A 25561-nucleotide genomic window follows, 5' to 3' on the forward strand; every position below is an offset into this window, starting at 1 on the left:
CCAGACTACATCGGAAGACTCTTTGTTATTCTAAGTGCGAGAAAATGCTCAAGCATTCTATTAAGTTATTAATACATTACTTGAAATTTCACGATATTCCCATTCCTGGGGCATTCATACCTTGATTCAGCAACGCCTTCTTTCCATCGTCGGAGTGCTGCTGGTTTCTAATTTACTCGCCAGTAGCAACGCACAGATTGACTGGTTGGGAATTCTCGTCGGTTTAACGACGGCGGTATTTTTTGCTGCCTATATTGTGCTGAGCGATCGGGTGAGCGCAACTCAAGAAACCATTGGTGTAATGTTGAAAGTTTTTGCCGTCGCCAGCCTATTTTGGATTGCCTATCAGTTGACCCAAGGAATGCCTTGGACGCTGCTTGCACGGGAGAACATTCTGAAAGTTATCTATGTCGGAATTGCAGGGAATTTACTTCCTTATCTATTGTTTTTCTGGTGCATTCAACGGATTCAGGCAGAAAGAGCGGCGATCGCTCCCACGCTAGAACCCGTCGTTGCAGGAGTGCTGGCATGGTTTTGGTTCGGTCAAACCCTGACTCTGATGCAGATCGTTGGTGGATTTACGATCGTTGTGGCGATTACCTGGATGCAGTTTCAAACCGCAACCCCAAACTCCCTACGTTCACAGTAGCTGTTGCGAATGCTACTAGCTAGAACAAAAAAACGGTTGAGAGATCGATAGAAATTAAACGTTTAGTAAGGGAATAATGACTCATGTCTCAAGTAAAAATTTATAGCGCCAAAGTTTGTCCATACGCTCAGCGAACTCGCATGGTTCTACTAGAAAAAGGGGTAGACTTTGAACAGATTGAGATAGATCTGCAAAATAAGCCAGATTGGTTTGCTGAAGTTTCTCCCTATGGCAAAGTACCCGTGATTCAACATGAAGAAAATCGGATCTGGGAATCGAGCATTATCAACGAATATCTGGATGAAGTATTCCCAGAGCCACCCTTAATGCCCAAGAATCCTGGATTGAGAGCGATCGCCCGCATTTGGATTGACTTTGCCAATACCAAATTTACCCCTGCATTTTACAAATTGCTGTTGAGCCAGGATGTTCCACAACAACAAAACTGGACAAATGAACTCCATCAACACTTGTTGTTTATCGAAAAAGAGGGATTTCGTCAGTTATCAAAAGCAGGTTCCTACTGGTTAGGTGATTCACTGAGTTTAGTCGATCTGTCCTTCTATCCCTGGTTCGATCGATGGATAGCTTTAGAACATTATCGAGGTGTCAAACTGCCAGCAGAATGTACTCGATTGAGGGAATGGTTGGGTGTGATGCAGCAGCATCCTTCTGTTCGAGCAACTGCTCAGCCTCCCGAAGTTTACATTCAGGATTACGCCCAGTATGCCAGCGATCGAGCCTCTGGAGTAACTGCTGCGGAAATGCGACGCTACTAGGCAATCAAATTCAAAACAATCTCATGGAGAAAGTGATTTTATGGTTCGCATTTTACAAATCGACACCAGTCCTCGGTACGAACAATCTCATTCGCGGATGCTTGCGCAAGAATTTATGGAAAAGTGGAGCGATCGTCATCCTAAAACTACAATAATCCACAGAGATTTAGGGTTAAATCCTGTGCCTTACATTGATGCGACATGGGTGAAGGCAAAGTTTACGCCACCCGACCAATACACTCCCGATTTGGCAGATGCGCTCCAGCTTTCAGATGAATTGATTGATGAGTTTTTGACTGCCGATCGCTACGTTCTATCTGTCCCGATGTATAACTTCAGTATTCCGGCAGTGCTTAAATCCTACATCGACCATATTGTTCGACCCAGACGCACTTTTGCTGTTGATGCTGGTGGTTTTAAAGGATTAGTAACTGACAAAAAAATGCTGATTTTTACGGCTCGCGGCAGTGATTTTAGTCCGGGTTCTGCATTTGCCCCATTTGATTTTCAGGAACCTTTTTTGCGAACTGTGTTTAACTTTATTGGCATTACGGATATTCAATTTATCAATGCCAATGCGCTCAACTCCAATCGGCGGGATCAATCTTTAACAGAAATCAGAACAGCGATTCAAGATTTTGCCTTCTGCTGGTAGTTCATTTAATTATATAGCAGTTGTCAAGTCAGTGATACGTATACGATCGGCGCTCTGTTAGGGTACGATATAATTCATAATTGTTTGTCTGCCAGATGTGATAAACTGGTAAAATCGAAGCCAGCAATTGCCCAGATTGCTTGTCAATTTTGCAGACCTAAAGTAGCCTCATTAAATGAAAATCGACGGTCACAATATTGCTGGCAAATTCTATCCGGTTTACGAAAAAAATCAAAGTACGATCGGCAAACCTATTAAGGTGCGAACTGCGCACCCCGAGCATAGTGTCTGCACGTAAGTCCCGATCGATCAATATTCCGATCGCTCTAATGGCTCGATTTCGATATCTGGAGCAATCTTAATGGCTGCAATTCTGGCATTCTCAACTATCGTATTTCCCATCATTGTATTGTGTACTGCCTCAAACTTAGATTCTGCTTCCGAAATTTCTTCGTAGTGTACAATCACATGATAATATTTATTAATTGGTTCTCCAGAATCTGAAATTTCCACGGCGAGCGAATCTATATTCTGAGAATCTTCTGCTTTTTCGCGATACTCGTAGGCTAAATGTTCCAGGGCGATCGCGATCGCGTGTTCTTTCGTTTGTCCGTAAAAATTCATGCGATCGTCGGGACGATCGCTCAGAGATGACGAAATCTGACAAAGATACTGCCCGTTTGATTGAGCACAAACGTCGATCGCAATTGTACCAGCAGTGCGATCGGGATTTATTTCGGTCATCTCAACCTCGCTATCTGATGAAATAAAATTGCTAAATTGTATCAGGGTCAATATTTAATTCTCGCAGTTTGGCGGCCAGGCGATCGGCTCGTTGTGTCTCTTGTTGAGCACGTTACATCTCTATCAAAATTGAGATGGAGGAGAACATTAGCGATACGGTTTAAGATATGCAAGGGCGAAATTGAGGTGAATTTGAGTATCTCGCCCGAGTCATCCATCCGCGTCAGTCAGCGTTCATCTGCGGTTGCTAAAAAGAGCGTCAAACCCAGCCATCCCCTAGGGAATCGCCCTCATTCACTCTCCTGACTGAATTTGACTCCTCACCCACTCCCGGAACAAGCGAATTAAAGCATTTTCTTTTGTAGTCCTCCTCAATTCCAAAAAGCGCAGCATCTCAACTTGCGACAAAAAAGGGAAAGTCGGAGAAACATCTCTTTCGGCATATTCCTGTGATTCTAACTGATAAATTATTAAACGATTTCCGTCGTAGCGCCAAACTTCCGGTACGCCTAAACTTGCATATAAAGAAAGTCGATCGATCGAACTACTCGTAACGTCAATTTCCACAACTAAATCTGGCGGCGGATCTTGATTGAGATCGATTTGTTGTTTGTCCCAAACCACATCCTCATTTTGGATGTAGTAGCACTGATCCGGTTCCAAACCGCGAGCCAAATCCTCGCGCCTGCAAGTTAGAGAACCCAAACTGCAAATTTCAACATTCAATTCATCACTCACGCTTTCTACAAAACGTCCCAAGATTTTTTTGTACTTTTCATGGGGTGCTGATGGAGTCATAATTTCTAAATTTCCGCGATCGTAAGTCAGGCGAATTCCTCTCTGTTGGGCTAACTCATTCAGCAGGGATTCGTATGTTTTCCAGCTAATGTTTTTCAGCAGAATTCCGCTACTTTGACTCGGGATCAGGGTGGCTGTCATGGCTACCTGCCTGGGTTGTAAATTATTGATTGTATATTAGCAAACATTATATTGATTGATGCGCGATCGCCCTTTTAGAGAGACTTTTGAAGCGAGCATCTCTTTCGGAGACTAAAAAGCATTTTTTAGGAGTGTGAAAATAAAATTGGGATAAGCCCAGGCGCATCTAAGTTTTACTGTGAAGTGCGATCGAACTCTTGTGGGGTGTCCCGCCCGCCCGAAAAATACCCTTTAGATGCGCCTGTGCTGACTCCCATTGACCAAGGTTAAAAACTAGATTTTTCTAGTTTTTAACCTTGGCGATCGAGTGCGACGAATCGATTCGTCGCAATCAATACACTACTTCGCAGCTTGACGCTCTTTTGCCGCTTTGATCACTTCTTCAGCGATGTTATTCGGACAAGGAGCATAGTGCGAGAAGGACATGGAAAACTGGCCGCGGCCAGATGTCATAGTACGCAAGTCGCTAATGTAACCAAACATTTCGCTCAACGGCACATCTGCCTTGATCCGCGCTCCTGTCTGGCTTGTTTCTTGAGATTTCATCATCCCCCGGCGGCGGTTGAGGTCGCCGATCACGTCGCCCATGTAATCATCTGGTGTGAATACATCGACATTCATAATCGGTTCGAGCAACTGAGGCCCCGCTTTCGGCAGAGACTGGCGATAGGCCGCTTTGGCAGCAATTTCAAAGGCCATTGCTGACGAGTCAACGGGGTGGAAACCGCCTTCTAGAAGCGTGAATTTCAAGTCAAGGCAGGGGAATCCAGCCAAGACGCCTTTGTCGATGCAGCTTTCAAAGCCTTTTTCGACCGCTGGCCAATATTCTCTCGGTACGCTACCACCGGTCACTTTTGACTCAAACTGGAAGCCAGTTCCCACCTCACCAGGCTCGATCACATAGCCAATTTTGGCAAATTGACCGGAACCACCTGATTGCTTTTTGTGGGTGTATTCGTCTTCGAGGCGCTTGGTAATCGACTCGCGATAGGCTACCTGTGGTTCGCCGACTTCTACTTCGATGCCGTGGGTGCGCTTGAGAATGTCTACTTTGATGTCGAGGTGTAACTCGCCCATCCCCTTGAGAATCGTTTCGCCGCTTTCTTGATCCGTCACCATGTGGAAGGATGGGTCTTCTTGCACCATCTTGGTGAGGGCTGCTCCCATTTTTTCTTCGCCGCCTTTTTGTTTCGGTTTGACCGAAATCGAAATAACGGGATCGGGGAATACCATCGGCTCTAAGGTTGCGGGATTTTTGGGGTCGCAGATGGTATGTCCGGTGCGGACGTTTTTCATACCGACGATCGCCACAATGTCCCCTGCTTGGGCCGATTCAATTTCTTCGCGAGAGTTGGCGTGCATCTCCACCAAACGGCTGACGCGCTCGGTTTTGCCTGTGGCGGTGTTGAGAACGGTGTCGCCCTTGGACAACTTACCGGAGTACAGGCGCGTGAAGGTTAAAGCACCGTAGCGATCGTCCATGATCTTAAACGCGAGTGCCCGCAATGGCCTATTGGGATCGACGATCGCAAACTCGCCGGTTTCCTCGCCATCGAGATCGACTTCTGGCTGCGGTGTGACTTCCATCGGGTTCGGCAGGTAGTCAACTACGGCATCGAGAACCAACTGCACCCCTTTGTTTTTAAACGATGAGCCGCAGTAGGTGGGGAAAAATGCCCGATCGCGAGTACCTTTGCGAATGCAGCGCTTGAGGTCGTCGATGCTCGGCTCGTTGCCTTCGAGATACTGTTCCATCACAGCGTCGTCTTGATCGACGGCCAGTTCGATCAACTTTTCGCGCCAAGTTTCGACATCATCGACCATATCGGCGGGGACATCTTTAATTGCATAGTTCATCGGATCGCCGGATTCATCCCAGATCCAGGCTTTGCGGGTCAGCAAATCGACTACGCCGCAAAACTTTTCTTCTATGCCGATCGGCAATACCATTACCATCGGTTTAGCGCCAAGGATTTTATCGACTTGCTGGACAACGCGGTAAAAATCTGCACCCGTGCGATCGAGCTTATTGATGTAGATGACGCGAGCGACTTTGGAATCGTTAGCGTAGCGCCAGTTGGTTTCAGATTGCGGTTCAACTCCACCCGAACCGCAGAACACACCGATGCCACCATCGAGAACCTTCAGCGAACGGTACACCTCGATCGTAAAATCGACGTGTCCGGGGGTATCGATGATGTTGAGCTGATGCTCGTTCCAGAAGCAGGTGGTAGCAGCGGATTGAATCGTAATACCGCGCTCTTGCTCCTGTTCCATGAAGTCAGTAGTCGCCGCGCCTTCGTGAACTTCACCAATTTTGTGGATTTTGCCTGTCAGTTTCAGGATTCTTTCTGTTGTGGTGGTCTTGCCAGCATCTACGTGGGCGAAGATGCCAATATTTCGATAACGAGTGAGATCTTTCATAATTACTGTTGAGATTAAATTCGACGAACCGTCGGCGACCACCTGCAAGCGTAACCAGCGAGGAATCAATGTTGCCTTAGGCGCCAGTACAGGCTAGATTTCCTTTCCCCTGTTTCTGGCAGAACTATCTTAATTTTGACACTTCCCCGTCATTCCTGCGAAGGATTTTTGGTTTAATTCAGTACGGGAATCCTTACAATTCATAAAAATACCCTAGACCAAGGGAAAAATTTTCTGTGAAAGTTAGGTTGGGTTCAGAAAGTAGGTTGGGTTGAGGCACTCGTACCCAACAAATTCTTGTTTTTGACGCTTCGCTAAACTTGATATTTTGCACCATTCTCAGCAAAACGGTATAAAGCGGGTTGTCCTGACAAAAAAACTCAGATTTTACGTGACTTTGTGGCAAGAAACCCGGTTTCTGACATTAAATCTGACATTAAATAGGTAGGTGCAAATAAATCCGCCTACGGGGATAGGGCGCGTGAGTGCAGCAATAAACTGCCGGCTGTGATAGATATTCGCTTAACCCGACCATACAAAATATTATTAAAAACACCGTTGCTGCGTCCAGGAATATCTAAGTCAAAATCGACCCGCTCATCATCCGCTGATATCTCCGCTCCAATTCATCCCGCACCACCGGCCACTGATTCAAAGTTTCATCATTCTCAATTACCATTTGAGCCGCGGCCCTCGCCAACTCCAAAACCTCCTGATCCTCCACCAAACTCGCCAAAGCAAAATCCGGCAAACCAGACTGCCGAGTCCCCAAGACCTGACCGGGCCCGCGCAATCTCATGTCCATTTCCGCAATAAAAAAGCCATCTTGAGATTGTTCTAAAACCTTCATTCTCTGCATAGCTTCCGCAGTTTTGGAACCGGGCATTAACAAACAATAAGAACGGTTGCTGCCCCGACCGACTCGACCCCGCAACTGGTGCAATTGCGACAGTCCAAAACGCTCAGAATTTTCAATCAGCATTACTGTGGCATTCGGCACGTCTACTCCCACTTCAACCACAGTAGTAGATACTAAAATATCCGTTTCTTTGTCCCGAAACTTAGTAATTGCCTCATCTTTGTCAGCACTGCTCATCCTGCCGTGGAGCAAACCCACCTTAAACTCAGGAAATACACTTTTTTCAAGTTTCTCTTTTTCCTCAATTGCCGATCGCACATCCAACTTTTCCGACTCCTCGACCAGCGGTAGCACCACATAAACTTGACGCCCGCTCGCCACTTCCCGCCGAATCAAATCGTAAGCTTGAATGCGTTCTTTTGCAGACAGTACAGTGGTTTGAATCGCCTGCCTGCCGGGGGGAAGTTCATCAATTTGACTCACATCTAAATCCCCGTGCAGCGTCAGTGCCAGCGTCCGGGGAATGGGAGTTGCCGTCATCGTCAAAACGTGGGGAGCTTCGCCTTTTTGTTGCAATTTAGCACGCTGCTGCACGCCGAATCTGTGCTGTTCATCAATTACTGCCAAACCCAATTTTCTGAAACTCACCGTATCTTGAATCAGCGCGTGAGTTCCCACTAAAACAGGCAATTCTCCGGTTTCTAACTGGCTGTGAATTTCCCGGCGCTTTGCTACTTTTGTGGAACCAGTTAACAGTTCAACTGACAAGTGCATCAAGTTAAACCAACCTACCAATTTGCGATAATGCTGTTCTGCTAAAACTTCTGTCGGCGCCATTAAAGCGGCTTGATAGCCGGATTGAATAGCTGCTAGCATTGCCACGACGGCTACTACAGTTTTGCCTGCGCCGACATCGCCTTGCACTAATCTGTTCATCGGTTGCGAGGAAGCTAAATCGTTGAGGATGTCATTGATGACTCTTTCCTGAGCATTAGTCAAGGCAAAAGGCAAGATTTCATAAAAATGTTCGATCAATTTGCCGCTAGGAAGGATGACGGCACTAGCTTGAGCTTTTCTTTGGGTTTGGCGGCGCTTTAAAAGTCCTAATTGCAGGTAGAAAAATTCGTCAAAAACTAAGCGGCGGCGGGCGGCGGCCAAACAATCTCGATCGAGCGGAAAGTGAATATTAGTCACGGCATCGGCTAAACCCATTAAACCGTAACGCTCGCGCAAATCTTCCGGCAGCGATTCTGGCAACATTTTCGCCGCGGGCATTGCAGCCAAAATCGATCGCCTCACCGAACCGGCATCCACCCCTTCCGTCAGCGGATAAACTGGTATCAGGCGGCCGACTTTCATTGATTCGATCGCACCGCCGGAGTCGTCTAATACTTCTAACTCAGGATTGTCTAAAGTAATTCCATATTTACCCTGCTTCACCAACCCGGAAGCTGCCAGCACCGCACCAGTACAATACTCGCGCTTTTTGAATTCTTGCCAACCGCGATTACTGTAGCGAGGGCCTGCAAAAAAACGACTAATTTTTATTTCTCCGCTGCGGTCTTTTAAAATTACTTCTAATATGGTTAACTTCTTATTCTTCGGACTAGAAAAGCAATTGCACCGCTTCACTTCTGCTATCAAAGTCACAGTTTCCCCAGCTACGAGTTCGCGAATTTGTACTTGCTTTGCATAGTCGATGTGGTTGCGCGGATAGTAGTAAAGCAAGTCGTATACAGTGTATAAACCCAGTTTGGCTAAGCGGTTGCCGTTGGCGGGCCCGATGCCGGTGACGCGGGTTAACTGTTGGTCGAGAGTCAGGCCCGGCGGTGCGGGTGCTGCACTCAGGGGTGCTGTTCGGGGAACGGAAACTGCTGGGGGGGTTGGTTGGAGAGCGTTTGCGGGTCTTACTTGTGCTGCTTGTTCTTGCTGGTGCCGAGTTTCTTGGTCCCAAACTTGCTCCATTTGCCTCAAAAAACTGACCGTAATGGCGATCGAATGTTGGCGCTGTTCGAGATCTTTCTGAGGGTAGATGTCAAATTCAGCGGCTAGTTGTCTGGCTCGATCGCGCGAAGAAGCCGCCACAGCAACTGCCAACTGTCTCAAACTGAGGCCCAGAAACTCGCTGAAGCGGTATTGACTGCCTTGGATGTCGTTAAATCCGCGATCGGCTTCTACTGAAAGAGCTTTTTGCAATCGCTGCCATTCTGGTTGATTATTAGTCATCAGTCATCAGTCATTAGTAATTAGTCATTAGTAATTAATCATTAGTCATTAGTCATTAGTCATTAGTCATTAGTTATTAATCATAGCTCAAGAATTCCAGACAACTGTCAACTGTCAACTGACAACTGACAAATGTCAACTGTCAACTGACTAATCTTCAAACCAACTCGATCGCCAAGCCGACTCAGCGTCCACCACAGCAAGTTCCCGCTGCTTTTTCTGGTAATCGCGGCCTAGCGAGTTCAACTTTACAGAGAGGTTGCGAATTTGCTGGCGCCAAGCCGAGGTTCCCGCATCAGCAAACTCTATTTCCGACAGCCGCAGTTTAATCGCTGTAATGTGCAGCGCCCTATTACCGGATGTTTCTGCCAAGTTTCGGGATGCTGATGACGCATCGGTTTCAATGATTAAGTTTAATAAGTTAGGTGGCCCAGCAACGCTGTCGCCGGACAATTCAGCTTGAGAAGCGGCTTCTAGAATAGGTTCTGGCAAGTGACTGGGCAAGATTCCCGACTGTTGCAGCAAGCGGTTGGTGTCGCGAGAAAGCAGCTTGATAATACGGGCGATCGACTTTTCAATACTATTTTGCCAGCGCGCCAAACTTTCGGGGGAATTGGCACTTGGCATTTGGTAATTTGCCAATGAAAATAGATAGTTAATGGCGGAAACTTCGTTTTTTCCCTCTTTTTTTTCCTTTATTTCTTCTTCCTCTTCTTCTTCTTCCTCTTCTTCCTCTTCTTCTTCTTCTTCTTCTTCTTCTTCTTCCTCTTCTTCTTCTTCTTCCTCTTCTTCTTCTTCTTCCTCTTCTTCTTCTTCTTCCTCTTCTTCTTCCTCAGATTCTGTCGTCACTAGAGATCGCAATTTTTCCTCCGACGCCGCAGCCAAAGCCCTTACAGACTGCTGCATTTTTTGCCGCCCGTCGAATGACAACTTGAGAAAGGACTCCGGTACTGCTTGAGTGCAAAGGTGATAGCAAGCCAAAATTAATTGCTGCCGCACTGCTTGTCCCAACGCAGTTAAATAACCATCGTAGGTACTGCGAAACTCCAAAGTCAAGGCTGCTAAAGCCTCTTCGAGTCCTGCCAAATCTTGCTCTATTCGCTCTCTTGCTCGCACCATATCTTTCGTATAAAATTAAAATAGGAGGCGGGCAAAAAAATCAGGTTTCTGCCACAAATTGTCTGAGTTTCCATTTAATACTGGTTATAAACCGGGTGTTTTGTACGCAGTCCGGGAGTCCTGTAAAAATTAAAAATTAAAAATGCAAAAAATCAAGTTTTCACATTTTTAATTTTTAATTTTCAATCTTACTTGGGAATTATTTAGCACCCATTTGGGCTGCCACTTCATCGGCAAAGTTAGCTTCTACCTTTTCAATGCCTTCGCCCAACACAAAACGCACGAAGCGGCGCACTTGGACATTTTCTCCAATTTGGGCGATCGTTTGTTTCACCAACTCTTCCACCGAGATATTCTGATCTCTAATAAAAGGCTGATCCATCAAAGATAACTCTTTCATGCGCTTGTCAATCCGCCCTTGAACAATCTTTTCTTTGATGTTGTCCGGCTTGTTGCCCAAGTCGTCCTTCTCCATTTCAATTGCCTTTTCTCTTTCGACAACTTCGGCGGGGATATCTTCAACTTTCACGTATTCCACATTCGGGCAAGCTGCAATTTGCATCGCAATATTCCGCACCAAAGTTTGGAATTCTTCGCGGCGTGCCACAAAATCAGTTTCGCAGTTAACTTCCACCAGCACTCCGACGCGGCCGCCCGTGTGAATGTAGCTACCTACGAGCCCTTCTGAGGCAACCCGTCCTGCTTTTTTGTCAGCCCCGGCGAGACCTTTTTTCCGCAGCCACTCAATGGATGTTTCGATATCGCCATCGTTTTCAGCGAGGGCTTTTTTGCAGTTCATCATGCCCGCGCCGGTTTTGTCGCGCAGTTCTTTAACAAGTTTTGCAGATATGTCCGCCATCTTCTTTAAGTTCCCAATCAAAATTAGTTATTAGTCATTAGTCATCAGTCATTAGTCATCAGTCATCAGTCACTAATTTTAATGTTAATGATTAGACCAGAGTGAAGAAATACCCAGTCGATATTAGTACCGACTTTGTAGGTGTAGCGCCAGAATTAATTCTAGCGCTGACACAATGAATGCTTTTGCCAGAACTCTACTAATGACTTAGACTCCTGCCATGTACAATTAAAAATTAAAAATATCCAACTAAAAATAATAATTATTTTTAATTTTCAATCTTTAATTTTTAATTTCCTGGTGTCAGATTGCGAGGGCAATACTAGCTCTCGGTTTCTTCGCCTTCGGCCTCAGCAGCGTCGTCTGGATCTACATAATCGGGGTCATCCAATTCTTCGATTTCGACATCATATTCAGCGCCTTCGTAACCACCGTCGTAGTCGTAGTCTTCCTCAGAGTCGCCGCCCTGCTGACCGTGACGACCTTCGTAGATGGCATCAGCCAACTTGCCGACAATCAGCTTGATCGATCGAATAGCATCGTCGTTCGCCGGAATCGCAATGTCCACCAAATCCGGGTCGCAGTTGGTGTCCAACAGAGAGACTATCGGAATTCCCAACTTTTGGCATTCCAACACCGCATTATACTCGCGGCGTTGGTCTACCAGCACCACTCCGTCGGGAATCTTGCGCATGGATTTAATCCCGCCCAGATACTTCTGGAGTTTGGCCATTTCTCGGCGCAGCACCGAAGCTTCTTTTTTCGGCAGCAAATCGAGGGCGCCGATTTCCTCGCGGCGCTCCAAATCCTTGAGGCGCTCCACGCGGGACTTAATAGTCGTCCAGTTGGTGAGCATTCCCCCCAGCCAGCGCTGGTTGACGTAATAAGCACCGCAGCGTTGAGCTTCTTGGGCTACAATCCCGGCCGCTTGGCGCTTCGTACCCACGAACAAAAACTTTTTGCCTTTTTCTGAGGCCACTCTCATGTACTCGTAGGCGTCTTCCATAAGCTGAGCGGTTTGCACGAGGTCGATGATGTGAACCCCGTTGCGCTCTGTAAAAATGTAGGGAGACATTTTCGGGTTCCACCGGCGGGTTTGGTGTCCGAAGTGAACCCCTGACTCTAACATTTGAGCCAAACTGACTACTGGCATTGTATTTTTAACTCCTGTATTCGGGTTAATCCTCCACCCGGTCGTATTTCTGAAGGTTTGCGCCCTCGAAACACCCGAAAACCCGGATGTGCGAATTTAAACAACTTTTCTAGTTTATCACAGCGCGCGCTACTTTTTCTGACAATCTGATATCCCTAGGTCTAGATGGGCGGTAGGCACCCGGAGGTGAGATTTAGTGCGGGGTGCGCAGGCTGCGGTTAGAGTTATTCGCAAGCGCTTCTTAAAAACGAAAAATCGAGGTGGGAGGTTGCCAAAGCCTTTGTTCGCTTGTGAGAGAATGGCGTTGTTGGTGCGCCTCTTGTGCCTTCTACCTTCGATCGAGCTGGTATCCATTTTTTTCGATCGCCCATTCTGTCGGCTTTACTGCCGTGCCCTCTCGATCCGCAAAAATCCCAAAGCTAAAAACGCTATGCCCATACCCATTCTTGTCCTGCTTGAAGTTCTAATTGTCATCGGACTTTCGAGACTTGTAGGTTTAGGATTTCGAGCGATCAAACAACCTCAAGTCATTGGAGAAATTGTAGCAGGAATTATGCTTGGGCCTTCTCTATTTGGCTTAGTTGCACCAGATTTAGCAACTGCACTTTTTCCAGCCGAGGCCGTTCCCTTCCTCAACGTGTTGTCTGAGGTGGGGCTGATATTTTTCATGTTCTTGATTGGTTTGGAACTGAATCCCAAGTACCTCAAAAGCAATTTAGATATAGCGATTTTAACTTCCCACGTCAGCATTCTAGTGCCGTTTTCCCTGGGAAGCTTGCTCGCACTGCTGCTGTATCCCATCGTTTCAAATAATAGCGTTTCGTTTACCGCCTTTGCTTTGTTTTTGGGCGCTGCGATGTCAATTACTGCCTTTCCGGTGCTGGCAAGAATTATTACAGAACACAACTTGCAGAATACAAAATTGGGGACGCTAGCCCTGACTTGCGCTGCGGTAGACGACGTGACGGCGTGGTGTTTGTTAGCGGTGGCGATCGCAGTTACTCGTACTAATTCGATGATCGGTGCTTTGCCGACAATTATTGAGTCTTTAATTTACATCGGTTTCATGCTGACGGTAGTCCGCTGGTTCTTGCAGCGACTTTCCAAACAGTACAACCGCACTGGCAGATTAACACAGTTAGTGCTGTCGGGAATTTACATGGGAGTTGTAGCTTCTGCCTTAATTACTGAATTGATCGGCATTCATTTAATTTTCGGTGCATTTTTGTTGGGTGCCGCCATGCCGAAGAATGCGGGATTAACCAGAGAATTAGCAGAAAAAACCGAAGACTTTGTACTAATATTTCTGCTGCCAATATTTTTTGCTTACAGCGGCTTGCGGACTCAAATCGGCTTGCTCAACAGTCCCGAATTGTGGCTGCTGTGCGCCGCAGTTTTGGGAGTGGCAATTATCGGCAAGTACGTCGGCACTTACGTTGCGGCCAGAGTCTGTGGCATCAGCAACCGCGAAGCTTCAGCGCTGGGATGGCTGATGAATACTCGCGGTTTGACGGAACTAATTGTGCTAAATATCGGTCTTTCCTTGGGCGTAGTTTCGCCGCTGCTATTTACGATGTTAGTCATCATGGCTTTAGTGACAACTTTTATGACTTCGCCTCTGTTGGAGTGGACTTATCCAAAACGGTTAATTAGGTTAGATATTTCCGAAGTTAACTCTGAGGATTCAGAATTAGAAGATTCACCAATTGCCGGTAGCAGCGAAGAAACTGCTAACAAATTGCTGCCAACTTATCGAATTTTAGTACCTGTTGCCAATCCCAGCACGCAGAAAGGTTTACTGCGACTAGCGGTAGCGCTGGCGCAGCCGGCTGCTGGTATGGGTGGTGAGGATTTACAGTCGGCGGCGGTTCATCCTCTGAGTTTGATAGAATTAAATGATGACTATGCCTTTGAAAGTACGCCTGCGGAAGCCGATCGCATTATTCAAGAGCGCCGCTCGAAATTATCAGAATTGATTGATAGTTTGGAACTGTCTGAGGCGCGAAAATTTGTACATCCCATCATTCGGGTTACTAATGATGTAGCCCGGGAAACGGCACAAATTGCGGAAATAGATCGCGCGGATTTGATTTTAGTAGGATGGCACAGACCTACTTTTAGCAGCAACCGTTTGGGAGGCCGTGTCGGCCAAATTCTCAGCAACGCTAAGGTTGATGTAGCAATTTTTGTTGACAGAGGCCAGGAAAGGTTGAATAACTTGTTAGTACCTTACGCGGCAAACATTCACGATGATTTGGGGTTAGAATTGGCGCTGAGACTGTTAGTAAATAGCGAGGAACGCCGTTTGACGGTGCTGCGGGTAGCAGTTGACGGGGAATCTGGCAACGAGCTGAGTTACGATTTTCAGCGAGTGATCGAGCAGTTGCCGGTTGAGGTGCGATCGCGCATTGAAACTCCGATTGTGGAGGCTGCTGAGCCAATTCAAGCTGTGGTGGCGGCTTCTGCTAATGCTGATTTGACTATTGCAGGTACGAGCCGGGAGTGGGGAATTGAGCGCCAAACTTTGGGACAGTATACTGATGAATTGGCTGTGCAGTGTCATTCTTCGCTGCTGATTGCGCGGTGCTACGTTAAAGTGCGATCGCACTTGGCATCGGTACTTCCTCAAAGGTAGTCAGTTGACTGTTGACTGTTGACTGTTGGCAGTTGTTATTAGTTATTGGTTATTGGTTATTTGTGAGTGAGTACCAATGCCCAATGCCCAATGCCCAATTATTAATTACCAAGATTATGAATCATTTAAGCCTCAAATCGCTGGCATTTTATGGGGTTGCGATCGGCTCAGTTGCGCTCCTGTTTAAAGTAGTGAGTGCTTACGGCGAAACAAATTTAAAGGCGGCCCCGGCAATTGGGGGAAGTTATCGCTTCGATGCTAAAAGTTTGCCCGAATGTCTGGAATCTGATTCCTTGGTCTTGACAATCGAGCAATCGGGTGTTTATTTGAGCGGTAATTTGCGCTCGGGCACCAGGGACGACAGGGAAAAAACAGGCGAGGAGAAACCTTCTCTATTTGGTAAGTGGGAAACTCAAGGATTGAACTTGTCGGGTGCGGTTCCTAATTTAGCGGGTTGCAGCAACTCCACAGCAACCGGTCAAAACAGTTCTGTTAAAATGCGCGGAATTGTGGACAAAGAAACCCTCAAGGGAAAAATTAGTCTAACTGATAAGGCGGCGGCTACTGATTTTACGGCTCAAAGACAAGCGGCGGTGCAACCCCAGAAGAAGGAACATTGATCGATCCCAATGGGGCATAAGAAATGGGAAATGGGTAATTGTCAAATTCTTTGTCCCTCTCCGACTCTGCGACTTTCCTACTCTCCGCTTCTCCCCAGGCTAAGTAAGGAATCAAAAAGCTCTGAAGGCGGGGGTGGGGGAGTGGACGATCGAACTCCCGCCTCCAGAGCTCGCCCGCGACGGTCGGTTGCTGCTAGATTGGAAAATATATCTAAAAGTGAATGATAAAAATAAAGTATCCCAGAAGAGTCCTTGGTTGAGAATTTGTCTTGCTCAAGACCCCCCGTGCCCGTATAGTTTGTTTGGAATGGATGTTGCCGTGATCTTAATGCCGTCAGAAACTTCGCTTACCCAGTCAAAACCCTTGATTTTAGACAGTTTGCCAGACTTGTCGCCGAACGATGGCGGATGTCCCCGCCGGGCCAGATTGCAAATTGACTTGATGTTGCTGGCGATCGAAGCCTTGTATCTCGGAGGTGCTGAAGAAATGCTGGCAGTGTCAAAGGACCTGGAATTGGAATCAATTATCAAAAATCGGGTTGCCCTTTGGCTGATGCGCAATACTAACCCGCTGAGACGCTACACGCAGCGCCGCTCCCTTACCATGGTGGAGGCAAAAGCGCTGGTGGCGATCGCCTGTAATATGGCGCGCAAGTTAACCGCGACAATTCGGCAGTTGCTGCTAGACTCGCAGCAGTTGCGATCGAGAAATATCCCCCTCAACCAGAACTTGCCGCTGGCTGAGTATTTAGAACGCTTTCGAGCTCACTTTCGATCGCGCATGAACCCCAAGCGATCGCTAGTTGCAGCTTACGATTCCGACGACAAGCTCAACGAACTAGCTTTGAACTTGTTGAGCAAACTGCTATTTTGTACAGGCACAGCCGGAATGCAGCGCTTCTGGGTTAGCCTGTTTGATGGAGAAGTTGAATAAAAAATGACTATTAGGCGTCAGTACAGTCTGCCAAATTGCACCCTGGTTCTAGAAGGGTTGAGCGATGGATCGGCAGCCAGCCAGTTAGATATACGGCCGGTGCTTTCCATACTAATGAGCGCTGAATGCTATGTTACAGGTCTCAGCGGGCCCCTAAGCGGGGGACGAGACTTTTTTGAAAGCTTGGTGAGGGCCGTCAGCAACTACGCTCAAGAATTTATGAGCGGAGTGCATTATCCCGATCGCTACGGCCCGAATTTGGGTATGGTGCAGTTGCACAGAATTGACGGGAATTTGCATCGGTTGACCGTTCTACCCACCGAAACAGGCAGCCCAACCCAAATCGATCAAAAAACAGAACTGTCGGCAAAAGTAGATTTGACGACGGTACAGCTATTTGACTTAGTGGAAGCGATCGATCAGTTTTTTGCGGACACGCAGACGCTGCCGGAATTGTCACTGCAATTAACCCCAATTTCCAAGCGTTACGTCAAGTCTGCCGAACCTTTGGCGAAGCGGAGTTTGCCTGCTGTCGTGGGAGTGTCGAGTTTGGCTTTGGCGGCGATGGCGTTTTTCTTGGTGCCAGTGCCCGAAGTCCAGCGCCCCAGAGATCCGGTGCCGCAGCCGAATGCTGGCGGCCAGAATCTGGGAACGCCGAATCCGGGCGGATCGGGTTCGCCTAATCCCAATCCTACGCCTGCGGCTGACGGTTTGCTGCCTGGGACTCAAACTCCGAACGCTGAATCGAGTTCGCCGACTCCGATCCCCGCGCCGCAGTCGGACGCTTTACCTAGCGCCACACCGCAGTCGAACACTTCGCCAGAAAGCACGCCGAGTCCTGTTTCTGAAGATTTGGCAAGCCCTGAGGTGGCAGCCGTGCCAATTAGCGATCCAGGAGAAATTGATCTCTTGAAGGGCAAACTTTCCCAGCAAATTGACGGAGTTGTGAAGAATCAGCCTCCGGTTGATGCGGAGTTGGTTTATCGGGTGAGTGTGGCTAAAGACGGGGCGATTGTCGGTTACAAGTCGGAAAATTCGGCAGCAGTCGATCGATCCGAAACGCCGTTGTCGGAGTTGCTTTACAAACCGGTTGGCAGCAGGCCGCCTGCGGAACCGCTGGCTGATTTCCGAGTAGTTTTTGCACCAGACGGCACTGTTCAAGTCACTCCTTGGTAATGGTTGACTGTTGACTGTTAACGGTTGACTGTTGACTGTTAACGGTTGACTGTTGACTGATACCAAATCCCGCTTAAATGCTCCCTCAATCTCTTAGTCTGCGGAGGCAGACTTGGTTTTTTTAGTAGCGATTTCAATCGCCGAATCATCTACAAACCGATTGCTGATTCAAAAACCTGTCGGTGCGATCGGCTCAATGTCGGGGTCAAATCCTCCGACTTGATTTGTGCGAATTATCCACAAAAATGCTCCCTGTTTTAAGAAAATTTTAGCGATTTCATCTTGGGTACGCCTAGGCAGCATTGTTCGGTAACTAATAGCAGCTTTTATTAGGTTCACTATACCCGCAAAAAAGGTTTTTTTCAGTTCCGAATCAATCCCCGCCAATCTCGGATTTTTCCGCCAATCTGGACGGACAATGCCGAGGGGCATTAATACTTTTTCTAAACTTTCTCCTAAAGCTACTAAGTGGTGAAATCTTTGGGTTTGTGCGTCGGTGGGATGTGTTTTCAGCCAGTCTTGAATTTGAGGATTTGACTCTATTTCGGAAGTAATTTTTTTAATAGTCGCGTAAATTGCCTGACTTGAATCTTGGACGCAAGAAGTTGCTGGCGTGACTAAACTTGCGCCGGTGCCGTCTCCGCTGCGGTAGCGGGCCATCATAATATCTAGTTGCTGGTTTAATTCGGTTAAAGGCGACAAGGCGATCCCGCCAAAATCGTAGTCGCAACACACGCAATCTAATTTACAGATGATATCGCAAACCGGGCGATCGCCCAACCAGCCGCGCTGCAAGTCTCCCATATAGCTTTGCCATTTGCTGGAACCGGCAACAATTCCGTCGGGATTGTGGGCGTAAACTTGTTTGTATTCTATGTCAAAACGCAGTTCGCTGGTAAATCGATCGCGCACCACTTTTGCTACTCCGAAAGCAAAATGTCCGGTGACAATTCCCAGCGGTGCAGGTTCGCGTTTTTTGCCACCGATACCGCCGAAACTGTGAATCACTATGCCGATATCTCCTTCTTGCCAAGGGGAGATTGAAGCGTTTTCTGTAGCATCATTTGGGGTTAACAATACTATTTTTGCTTGCCCTTTTTGTGCTGGTGTATTTGCCCAATTTTTGCTGCTTAAATAAGCCAGAGATTTTTTGAGACCGAAATGTGTTTCATCTGGTGTTAATTGGGCAATTTTGCGGGGTTCGATTGCCTGCACTACAAAAATACTGTCTTCGTCTCTTTCGCCGTAAATGTACCAGCCGTCTGGATTTAATGGCGATTTTTCGATCAGGTGATTGGTAGACCTCGCTACGCCATTTTTGTCTGGCTGTACTTGCGGAATCCGAATAATTTCGGCTGCGCCGTCAAATTGTCGAGATGTTTTGTTGAAATGCCGGACAATAAATTTGTCGCTGTCGGGTTCTTTTCGTTGCAAAATTGAGACGAAGGCGCACAAACGTCCGATAATTTGTACTGGTTCGCGATCGATCGTGAGTTCATAGCGATCGCTGCTGCTATAATTAATCGCAATCACCGGCCTGCGCAGCATCACAGTCACGCTGTCTTCGAGTCTGCTGCCTGCTAGAGTTTCTAAAGGGCCTACATTTCGCCAGCCGTTCAATCTATCTGGATGAATGTTGCCAGCTTTTTTACTATCTTTAGCCTGTTTTGTGAAGTTGATATCTTGCGTTACTGCGTGGGCGAAAAACTGTACTTCGCGATTTGTACTCCATTTCAAAAAGGCTGTTTTGCCAATAAAGTTTTTATATTTTTTTGGCGCGTTTATTACTTCAAAAAACACTGTACCGTAGGGCTGGCGCTGTTCGCTTGAGGGCAAAATTAACCGCCCGTGCCAAAGAGCGATCGGCTTGTAGAGATAGGCAACTGCTGCTGAATTTTCGCAGATTATCTCCGGATCGAGCGTTTCTGAAATACCCCTTCCTTCTCTAAAAATAGCAGCCGTTAAATTGCTGTCACTTTCTACGAATTGGGGTTCTAAAAAAACTTTGTCAGGTTCTGAAATATTAGCGGGTGAATTGCCAGCCTTTCTTTTGAACGACCGTCTAAAAAAATGGCTATTTCCCTCCAATTTCGCCTGCAACCAATTGAGAAAAATCCGAATAAAAATAAAAGCTGTTAGGCCGCAAATTACAGCCAGAACTATCAGCGCCAGAGTCAAAATGAATTGGTCGAAAGATTGACCTGACAGTAAAAAAATTGTGGGCCCGTTCAAAGAAAATGCCGCCATAATATCTAAAAACGAGTTTTAGGTTCGATCCAGTCTGTGCTGGCTTGACTGCCGAAAACGAGGGGTTTGTCCTCGGTGATAGCTACGGTTTTGCCGGCCATATCAACTGCACAAAGAGGCCAAGATCGATCGCCCAAATTGCCGGCACGGAACAGAACTTGTCCGGGACAAACTTGACTCCAACCCAACAATACAGCATGAGTGTAAAGACTGCGAGCGGGAGCAACGGTATAAGTGTAATTATCATTTTTGTCCCAAATGACACCGTAGTCGGACATATCGGAAGAGTTGAAAAGTGCTTCAAATTCACGGGCGAGAACGCGGGAACCGTCTTGATTCCAAGAAACAGGCACTAAAATGGCGATCGTCCCGGACATATCTGTGTCATCGCTAGCATACATTCCGCTTTCCGCCAGCGGCGAAGCAGCCGCCACTGTTTGCAGTTCCCCAGTTTTGAGATTTTCCACAAACATGACGCTGCTAACCCGACACCGGGCGAATTCCGGCTGCACTTGCAACTCAATTCGACTGTAAGCCGCGTATTGGCCGTTAGTTGAAACTAGGGAAGGACTGCGATAGTAGCGGAGGCCTGTGCCTGCAGTTGAGCTAACTTTAGCATGAGTGGCACTAATCCATTCCCACGGAACGGGATAAGGGCTATTTAAAGGGTCAGTCATCGGTTTTTCTTCCAAAAGTTTTACTGGATTATCCAACAGATTCAGGCTTACACGCAACGGACTAGAAACCCGGTTTTAGCCTCGATACTTCGCCACCCAACCCCAGATTTGTAGAAACCGGGTTTCTTTTTCAGATTTTAGATTTGTGCTCCCATCTAAAATCTAAAATCGATCGGCAAAGGCGGCAAGGTCTGCTATCTTAATTTAGTTCGTTACACAACTTAACTCAAGTTTTATTAAAATCTCACAGAATAAGATAGTACCGAAATCCATATGGTATGTGAACGGAGAGGGAGTTTGACCTAATCACCTCATAGTTTACTAAACTTTTTCTCAAGCGAATTATGGCGATTTTATTGACAGACGCTCCGTTGTATGCTATAAGGTCTAGATAAACCCAAAAACCAAAGCAATTTTTTTCTGGTTGGCAATTTTTTTCTAGTTTGTAAACCGCGATCGATGTAAAACTGACCAGCCTATAAAAAGGTCGAACGGGATACCACGATTCGTTAAATAGGTTGAAAATAATGATTAAACAATGGCTAAAAGCTTAAAAAAAATAGTTGTACTGACAAAAAATAGCGTGTTGCTCTACCCGAATTGACGGCAGTGGACAAGTAGGAGCAGACTCATGCACGTAGAAGCAGGAGTCAGACCAAGCAACGAAAATACTTAGAGTTGAATGGTGAAGCAAAGATAAAATTGAGCCAAGTTTTGTATAGCAGGAAATATGACGCGATCTTTTAACCAAAAACCTTCAATCCCCCCGACTCGCGCCTCCAAGTCGCGGGGAAAAGGTTTGCTTGTACTGTCGCTGATTTTTAGACTGCTGCTGCTGGGGGTGGGGAGCGGTTTTGCCTGGGTTCTGGGGATGGCGATCGCTCAAATTTATCCCTCAGGCGCGACCGAGATGCCGCTGGCAGAGAGATTGCTGCGTCTAACTCAAAATGTGACCCCCAGCCCGAAACTCGCACCAGCAAAGCAAATTCCGGCGCTCCCGACACCAACCGCTACACCCAGTCCGCAGTCCACAGTCAGTCCTGCGCAGAGAGAGAAATTGCAGTCGGATTTGAGACAGTTGCAGGGCGAGCTCAACGCGCTGATCGGCCGCACGGCGGCTTTGGAAAGTCAGTTGGGCAGCAGCCGCCCGACGGAAAGTTTGGAAAAGCGGTTGCAGTTGATGTCGCAGCAATTGGCGGGGCCGGAAACGGCGGCAAGTCCTGTTCCTGCTTTGCCCGCGATCGGCAGCAGCCCGAGTCCGATCGCTGAAACTGTTAATACTGCGCCACAAAATGCCAACAATCCGGTGTTTGGAGGGGACGGGCTGATGGTGACTCTACCCAGCGATGTTTTGTTTGATACTGGCAGCATTTCTTTGCGCGCGGGAACAAGTGCGATTTTGGACAATTTGGTGGCGGAGTTGGGCAATCACGAGGGGGCAACTGTGCGGGTTGCGGGCCACACTGACGACGCGGGGGAAGCGGCGGACAATCGCAATGTGTCGTTGGCGCGGGCTCAGGCTGTGGTTCAGTATTTGTCTGGTGTGGTGGGCCAGAATTATCATTGGGTGGCGATCGGCTATGGGGAAAGTCGCCCTTCGGTAGACAATAGTTCCGATACTAATCGGCAGCGCAACCGCCGCATTGAAGTGGCAATTAGTCCTTAGTCATCAGTCATCAGTCATCAGTCATTTTTCAAGCATCTTATTCCGATGCCAACAGAAACCAGATAAATTAAATATTTCAATTCCCCTCTCCCTATGGCCCTATCTCCCTATCTTCTCCGCTATCAGGCTATCAGGCTGAAGGTGTAAGAGGTGGCAAGTCAGAATTATTTTGAGCCTGATCTATGGCATCTTGATGTTCGCTCCTAAGCTTCGGTTTTAAATACAAGTTCTCAATCAAAGCTGCCACTCCCGCAAACCAAGGCGGTACAATTACAGCTCCAATAATTCCCAATACTTGAACGCCTCCCAAGACAGACAGCAATTGATATAAAGGATGCACTCCAACCGATGAACCAACCAGCAAAGGATCTAGCACGTAGGTTTCCAAATTCTGGATGATTACAAATAACAGCAACACCCACAAAAGTACCCAGCCACCTTTAGCTAATGCTACGATTAATGCTGGTACTGCTCCCAACACTGGCCCGAGGAAGGGAATCAAGTTGGTAACACCGGCGATCGCACCCAAGCCTAAAGCAAATTCCGGCATTCCCAAAATACTTAAACCTGTGGTAATAAATATCCCTAAAATCCCCGAAACTAACACTCGCCCGCGAATATAACTCCCCATTCTTTGACCGATTGGCGCTGCTTGTGCGGCTAATCTTGCATCCCAAGGTTTTGGGAAAAACTGCACCAAACTTTTAATTAATGTGTCGCTGTCCGCAACCATGTAACCGGAAATAAATAATGCTAAAACTAGGCTGAAGACACCGCCTAGAATGCCTCTAGTTAAACTGTACGATCGCAAAACCAGTTGTTGGCTCGATCGAATCAGCCAATTAGTCAGCGATTGAGTGTCCACAAACTGACCCACCAAGGTTGGGGCATTGTCGCTCAACCGACTCAATACATTAGTTGCCACAGTTCTCAAACTTTCGACATAAACGGGTAACTGCCGCAGCAGTAACTCTATTTGTTCGATTACCGTGGGACCGATTAACACTACCGTCCCGCTAAATCCGCCGATGAGAGTTAAATAAACCATAATCACCGCTAGCCAGCGGGGAACCCGCATTGTTTCGGCCCAATTAACGATCGGGACGATCGACGCGGCCAGCACGACTGATATCATCAGAATTACTAGCAAGCTGCGCAATTGCCACAGCAGCACTAGCAGCAAGGACGATGCTACTATTAGCAGCAAGTTAGGTAAAGAAATGGTAATCCGCTGTTCTGACATGATTAAGTAATCAAGGTTTGTATTCGCGCTTATGTCCTCCCCTAGGGGGAGTTTATTTATCTTCTCACTTACCAAATATATGTGGGGTAAAATCTGCCCCTACTCATATTATAATCAAAAGTAACATCAGTACAAAAAAAAATATGCAACCGCAATATTCAACCCAAGATTTCTCCACTATTTCGTCTATTAAATCACCAACGCTGTTTTACGAATGGCAAAATTATCGCTGTGCTTATGATTTTTACAACCCAACTACTGCGACAGAAGATAGCATCCCTTTGTTATTAATTCATCCGATAGGAGTTGGTTTGTCAAGAATCTTTTGGCATAGATTTTGTGATAGTTGGTACAAAGCAGGGAACAGCAATCCGATTTACAATCCCGACCTTTTGGGCTGCGGCGATTGCGAAATGCCGGCTGTGGCTTGCTATCCTGACGATTGGGCTGCACAGTTGCAGTTTTTCTTGGAAACAGTAGTAAAAAAACCTGCGATCGTCCTCGTGCAAGGTGCTTTACTAGCTGTAGCCTTGGCTTTAGTAAAAAAGCAGCAGGAAAGTGGCTCAAATTTAATTCGCGGCTTAGTTCTCGCAGGGCCTCCCGCTTGGGCTGTGATGAACAAACATTCGACAGAAAGACAGCAAAGAATTGTCTGGAATTTGTTAGATTCTCCCTTGGGAAACGCTTTTTACCGCTACGCCAGACGCGCTGAGTTTTTGCGTTCTTTTTCCATCAAACAACTCTTTGGCGATGCGAAAAAAGTTGACAGCGAATGGTTGGATGCTTTGCAGGCTGGGGCGGCGAATCCTGACAGCCGGCACGCGGTTTTCTCGTTTTTAGCGGGGTTTTGGCGCCAGGATTACAGCGGTACGATTCAAAAGTTCGATCGGCCTGCACTTGTTGTCATGGGAGAAAAAGCCTCAAGCATCAGTCAAGCGGGTAAGGAAGAGAAACCCGATGAAAGATTAGCGCAATATTTAGCCCATTTTCCCAATGCGGAAGGTTTATTAATGCCAGGGCGCAATGTTTTGCCCTACGAATCAACCGCAGAATTTGTCGAGGCTGTTGCGGCGTTTGTGGATAAGTTAAATAAAAATTAAATCTATTTGTGGAGTTATTATCTAATAATAACTGACACAGTTAATAGACCTCATCATGTGTCCCGATGTCGAGTAAAACAATGACTTCACAATTTGTTTCCGTGTCCTCTTCAATCGAGAACACAATCCGACAATTACAGCCGCAAGAGCAGGACTGAAAACCCTCAAGTTTGCCACCTAGTTTATGAGTACCTAGGTTGGGAAAAAATACATCTGCTTCCATTTGTTGAAGAGATTCTTCAATACGTTGCTGGAGCTCAGGATTTCGTTTGACAAACTTGCGAAATGCTCGTTTGAATTAGGGAGTCATAACCAGTTGTCTCATGCTTCCGGCTCGTCCAAAGACTGGCGTAATGTTGCAATAACATCCTCGGCTGACTGCTGTCGAAATTTGCCTGTACGGAAATCAGCTAAGGTTTGTTGAGCGTCAGCAGCTATTTCTGCGCGGATACTCTCGCGGTGAGGGTTTTGCAGGATTTTTATCAGCATTTCCTGCTGTTCGTAGGACAGTTGCAAAGCAGTTTCTAGCACTTGGTCGAGGGTATTCATAGAGCTAGGCTATTACCTCTAAGGTTGAACAACTTGCGAAGTTTAGTAAATTGTATCGCTTATTCCAAGACTAGGCTAAACAAAAAAAATGTACTAAACTCGGTTTTGTCATGAGCGACAAAATCATTACGATCGAACCAGGTAAACGCGGTGGAAAGCCTTGCATCAGCCGAATGCGAATTACCGTGTATGATGTGTTGGGTTGGCTGGCTGCGGGAATGTCTCATACAGAGATTCTAGACGATTTCCCAGAGTTGACGGAGGAAGACATTAGAGCGTGTTTAGAATTCGGCGGTTGAAACCGCTTC

At 47.0% G+C, this 25561-nt stretch carries 21 protein-coding genes and 1 pseudogene; 11 read left to right on the top strand and 11 right to left on the bottom strand.

Annotated elements, in window-relative coordinates; all coding sequences use genetic code 11:
* From E5S67_RS34700 to E5S67_RS10675, 4 genes and pseudogenes are all read left to right on the top strand, one after another.
* Nucleotides 1–125, top strand: a pseudogene (locus E5S67_RS34700) (IS1 family transposase); the annotation flags it as partial.
* The gene (locus E5S67_RS10665; RefSeq protein ID WP_172187012.1) at nucleotides 122–649 is read left to right on the top strand and encodes an EamA family transporter; all 528 of its coding nucleotides are present in this window, start codon (nucleotides 122–124) and stop codon (nucleotides 647–649) included. The pseudogene E5S67_RS34700 and the gene E5S67_RS10665, both read left to right, overlap by 4 nt.
* Before the next feature lie 83 nt (nucleotides 650–732).
* Nucleotides 733–1428, top strand: a complete 696-nt coding sequence (locus E5S67_RS10670; protein WP_172187013.1) for a glutathione S-transferase family protein — start codon at nucleotides 733–735, stop codon at nucleotides 1426–1428.
* Between the two features lie 40 nt (nucleotides 1429–1468).
* Nucleotides 1469–2083: an FMN-dependent NADH-azoreductase gene (locus tag E5S67_RS10675; protein WP_172187014.1), complete on the top strand. Its 615-nt coding sequence runs from the start codon at nucleotides 1469–1471 to the stop codon at nucleotides 2081–2083.
* Between the two features lie 309 nt (nucleotides 2084–2392).
* Here E5S67_RS10675 and E5S67_RS10680 read toward each other — a convergent pair whose 3' ends face one another.
* The 7 genes from E5S67_RS10680 to rpsB all read right to left on the bottom strand — a co-directional run bounded on the left by E5S67_RS10680 (nucleotide 2393) and on the right by rpsB (nucleotide 12406).
* Nucleotides 2393–2827: a hypothetical protein gene (locus E5S67_RS10680; RefSeq protein WP_172187015.1), complete on the bottom strand. Its 435-nt coding sequence runs from the start codon at nucleotides 2825–2827 to the stop codon at nucleotides 2393–2395.
* A 294-nt stretch (nucleotides 2828–3121) separates the two neighbouring features.
* Nucleotides 3122–3766 carry a Uma2 family endonuclease gene (locus tag E5S67_RS10685; protein ID WP_172187016.1) on the bottom strand — a complete coding sequence of 215 codons (645 nt, stop codon included), beginning with the start codon at nucleotides 3764–3766 and terminating at the stop codon, nucleotides 3122–3124.
* A 339-nt stretch (nucleotides 3767–4105) separates the two neighbouring features.
* Complete coding sequence (gene fusA, locus E5S67_RS10690; RefSeq protein WP_172187017.1) at nucleotides 4106–6190, bottom strand: elongation factor G; 2085 nt, start codon at nucleotides 6188–6190, stop codon at nucleotides 4106–4108.
* 577 nt (nucleotides 6191–6767) lie between these two features.
* Nucleotides 6768–9275 carry an ATP-dependent DNA helicase RecG gene (gene recG / locus E5S67_RS10695; protein ID WP_172187018.1) on the bottom strand — a complete coding sequence of 836 codons (2508 nt, stop codon included), beginning with the start codon at nucleotides 9273–9275 and terminating at the stop codon, nucleotides 6768–6770.
* Between the two features lie 150 nt (nucleotides 9276–9425).
* Nucleotides 9426–10394 carry a hypothetical protein gene (locus E5S67_RS10700; protein ID WP_172187019.1) on the bottom strand — a complete coding sequence of 323 codons (969 nt, stop codon included), beginning with the start codon at nucleotides 10392–10394 and terminating at the stop codon, nucleotides 9426–9428.
* Between the two features lie 199 nt (nucleotides 10395–10593).
* Nucleotides 10594–11253, bottom strand: coding sequence for a translation elongation factor Ts (gene tsf / locus E5S67_RS10705; protein ID WP_172187020.1), 660 nt, complete (start codon nucleotides 11251–11253; stop codon nucleotides 10594–10596).
* A gap of 322 nt (nucleotides 11254–11575) precedes the next feature.
* Nucleotides 11576–12406, bottom strand: coding sequence for a 30S ribosomal protein S2 (gene rpsB / locus E5S67_RS10710; protein WP_172187021.1), 831 nt, complete (start codon nucleotides 12404–12406; stop codon nucleotides 11576–11578).
* Nucleotides 12407–12836: 430 nt separating this feature from the next.
* Between rpsB and E5S67_RS10715 the strand changes: the two genes are divergently transcribed.
* The 4 genes from E5S67_RS10715 to E5S67_RS10730 all read left to right on the top strand — a co-directional run bounded on the left by E5S67_RS10715 (nucleotide 12837) and on the right by E5S67_RS10730 (nucleotide 17771).
* Nucleotides 12837–15041, top strand: a complete 2205-nt coding sequence (locus E5S67_RS10715; RefSeq protein ID WP_172187022.1) for a cation:proton antiporter — start codon at nucleotides 12837–12839, stop codon at nucleotides 15039–15041.
* A gap of 116 nt (nucleotides 15042–15157) precedes the next feature.
* The gene (locus tag E5S67_RS10720) at nucleotides 15158–15661 is read left to right on the top strand and encodes a hypothetical protein (protein ID WP_246276723.1); all 504 of its coding nucleotides are present in this window, start codon (nucleotides 15158–15160) and stop codon (nucleotides 15659–15661) included.
* Between the two features lie 328 nt (nucleotides 15662–15989).
* Entirely contained in the window at nucleotides 15990–16595 is a 606-nt protein-coding gene (locus E5S67_RS10725) for a DUF3038 domain-containing protein (RefSeq protein ID WP_422614740.1), read from the top strand.
* A gap of 3 nt (nucleotides 16596–16598) precedes the next feature.
* A complete protein-coding gene (locus tag E5S67_RS10730) occupies nucleotides 16599–17771 on the top strand; it encodes a DUF4335 domain-containing protein (RefSeq protein ID WP_172187024.1) in 1173 nt (390 codons plus the stop codon).
* 168 nt (nucleotides 17772–17939) lie between these two features.
* Here the strand turns inward: E5S67_RS10730 and E5S67_RS10735 are convergent, their stop codons facing one another.
* Nucleotides 17940–20018, bottom strand: a complete 2079-nt coding sequence (locus E5S67_RS10735; protein ID WP_172187025.1) for an abortive infection protein — start codon at nucleotides 20016–20018, stop codon at nucleotides 17940–17942.
* A gap of 5 nt (nucleotides 20019–20023) precedes the next feature.
* Complete coding sequence (locus E5S67_RS10740; RefSeq protein ID WP_172187026.1) at nucleotides 20024–20695, bottom strand: hypothetical protein; 672 nt, start codon at nucleotides 20693–20695, stop codon at nucleotides 20024–20026.
* Nucleotides 20696–21425: 730 nt separating this feature from the next.
* Here E5S67_RS10740 and E5S67_RS10745 point away from each other — a divergent pair.
* Nucleotides 21426–22361 (top strand): OmpA family protein, encoded by a 936-nt coding sequence (locus tag E5S67_RS10745; protein ID WP_172187027.1) that lies wholly within the window; start codon nucleotides 21426–21428, stop codon nucleotides 22359–22361.
* A 130-nt stretch (nucleotides 22362–22491) separates the two neighbouring features.
* On the opposite strand, the gene E5S67_RS10750 is transcribed toward E5S67_RS10745, so the two are convergent.
* Nucleotides 22492–23604 (bottom strand): AI-2E family transporter, encoded by a 1113-nt coding sequence (locus E5S67_RS10750; RefSeq protein WP_172187028.1) that lies wholly within the window; start codon nucleotides 23602–23604, stop codon nucleotides 22492–22494.
* A gap of 143 nt (nucleotides 23605–23747) precedes the next feature.
* Between E5S67_RS10750 and E5S67_RS10755 the strand changes: the two genes are divergently transcribed.
* Nucleotides 23748–24704 (top strand): alpha/beta fold hydrolase, encoded by a 957-nt coding sequence (locus E5S67_RS10755; protein WP_172187029.1) that lies wholly within the window; start codon nucleotides 23748–23750, stop codon nucleotides 24702–24704.
* A gap of 321 nt (nucleotides 24705–25025) precedes the next feature.
* Here the strand turns inward: E5S67_RS10755 and E5S67_RS10760 are convergent, their stop codons facing one another.
* On the bottom strand, nucleotides 25026–25253 hold the full coding sequence (locus tag E5S67_RS10760; protein WP_172187030.1) for a hypothetical protein: 228 nt from the start codon (nucleotides 25251–25253) through the stop codon (nucleotides 25026–25028).
* 110 nt (nucleotides 25254–25363) lie between these two features.
* On the opposite strand from E5S67_RS10760, the gene E5S67_RS10765 reads away from it, so the two are divergent.
* On the top strand, nucleotides 25364–25552 hold the full coding sequence (locus E5S67_RS10765; protein ID WP_172187031.1) for a DUF433 domain-containing protein: 189 nt from the start codon (nucleotides 25364–25366) through the stop codon (nucleotides 25550–25552).
* Nucleotides 25553–25561: the final 9 nt, after the last annotated feature.

The sequence above is a fragment of the Microcoleus asticus IPMA8 genome (assembly GCF_013179805.1).
Lineage (GTDB): Bacteria > Cyanobacteriota > Cyanobacteriia > Cyanobacteriales > Microcoleaceae > Microcoleus > Microcoleus asticus.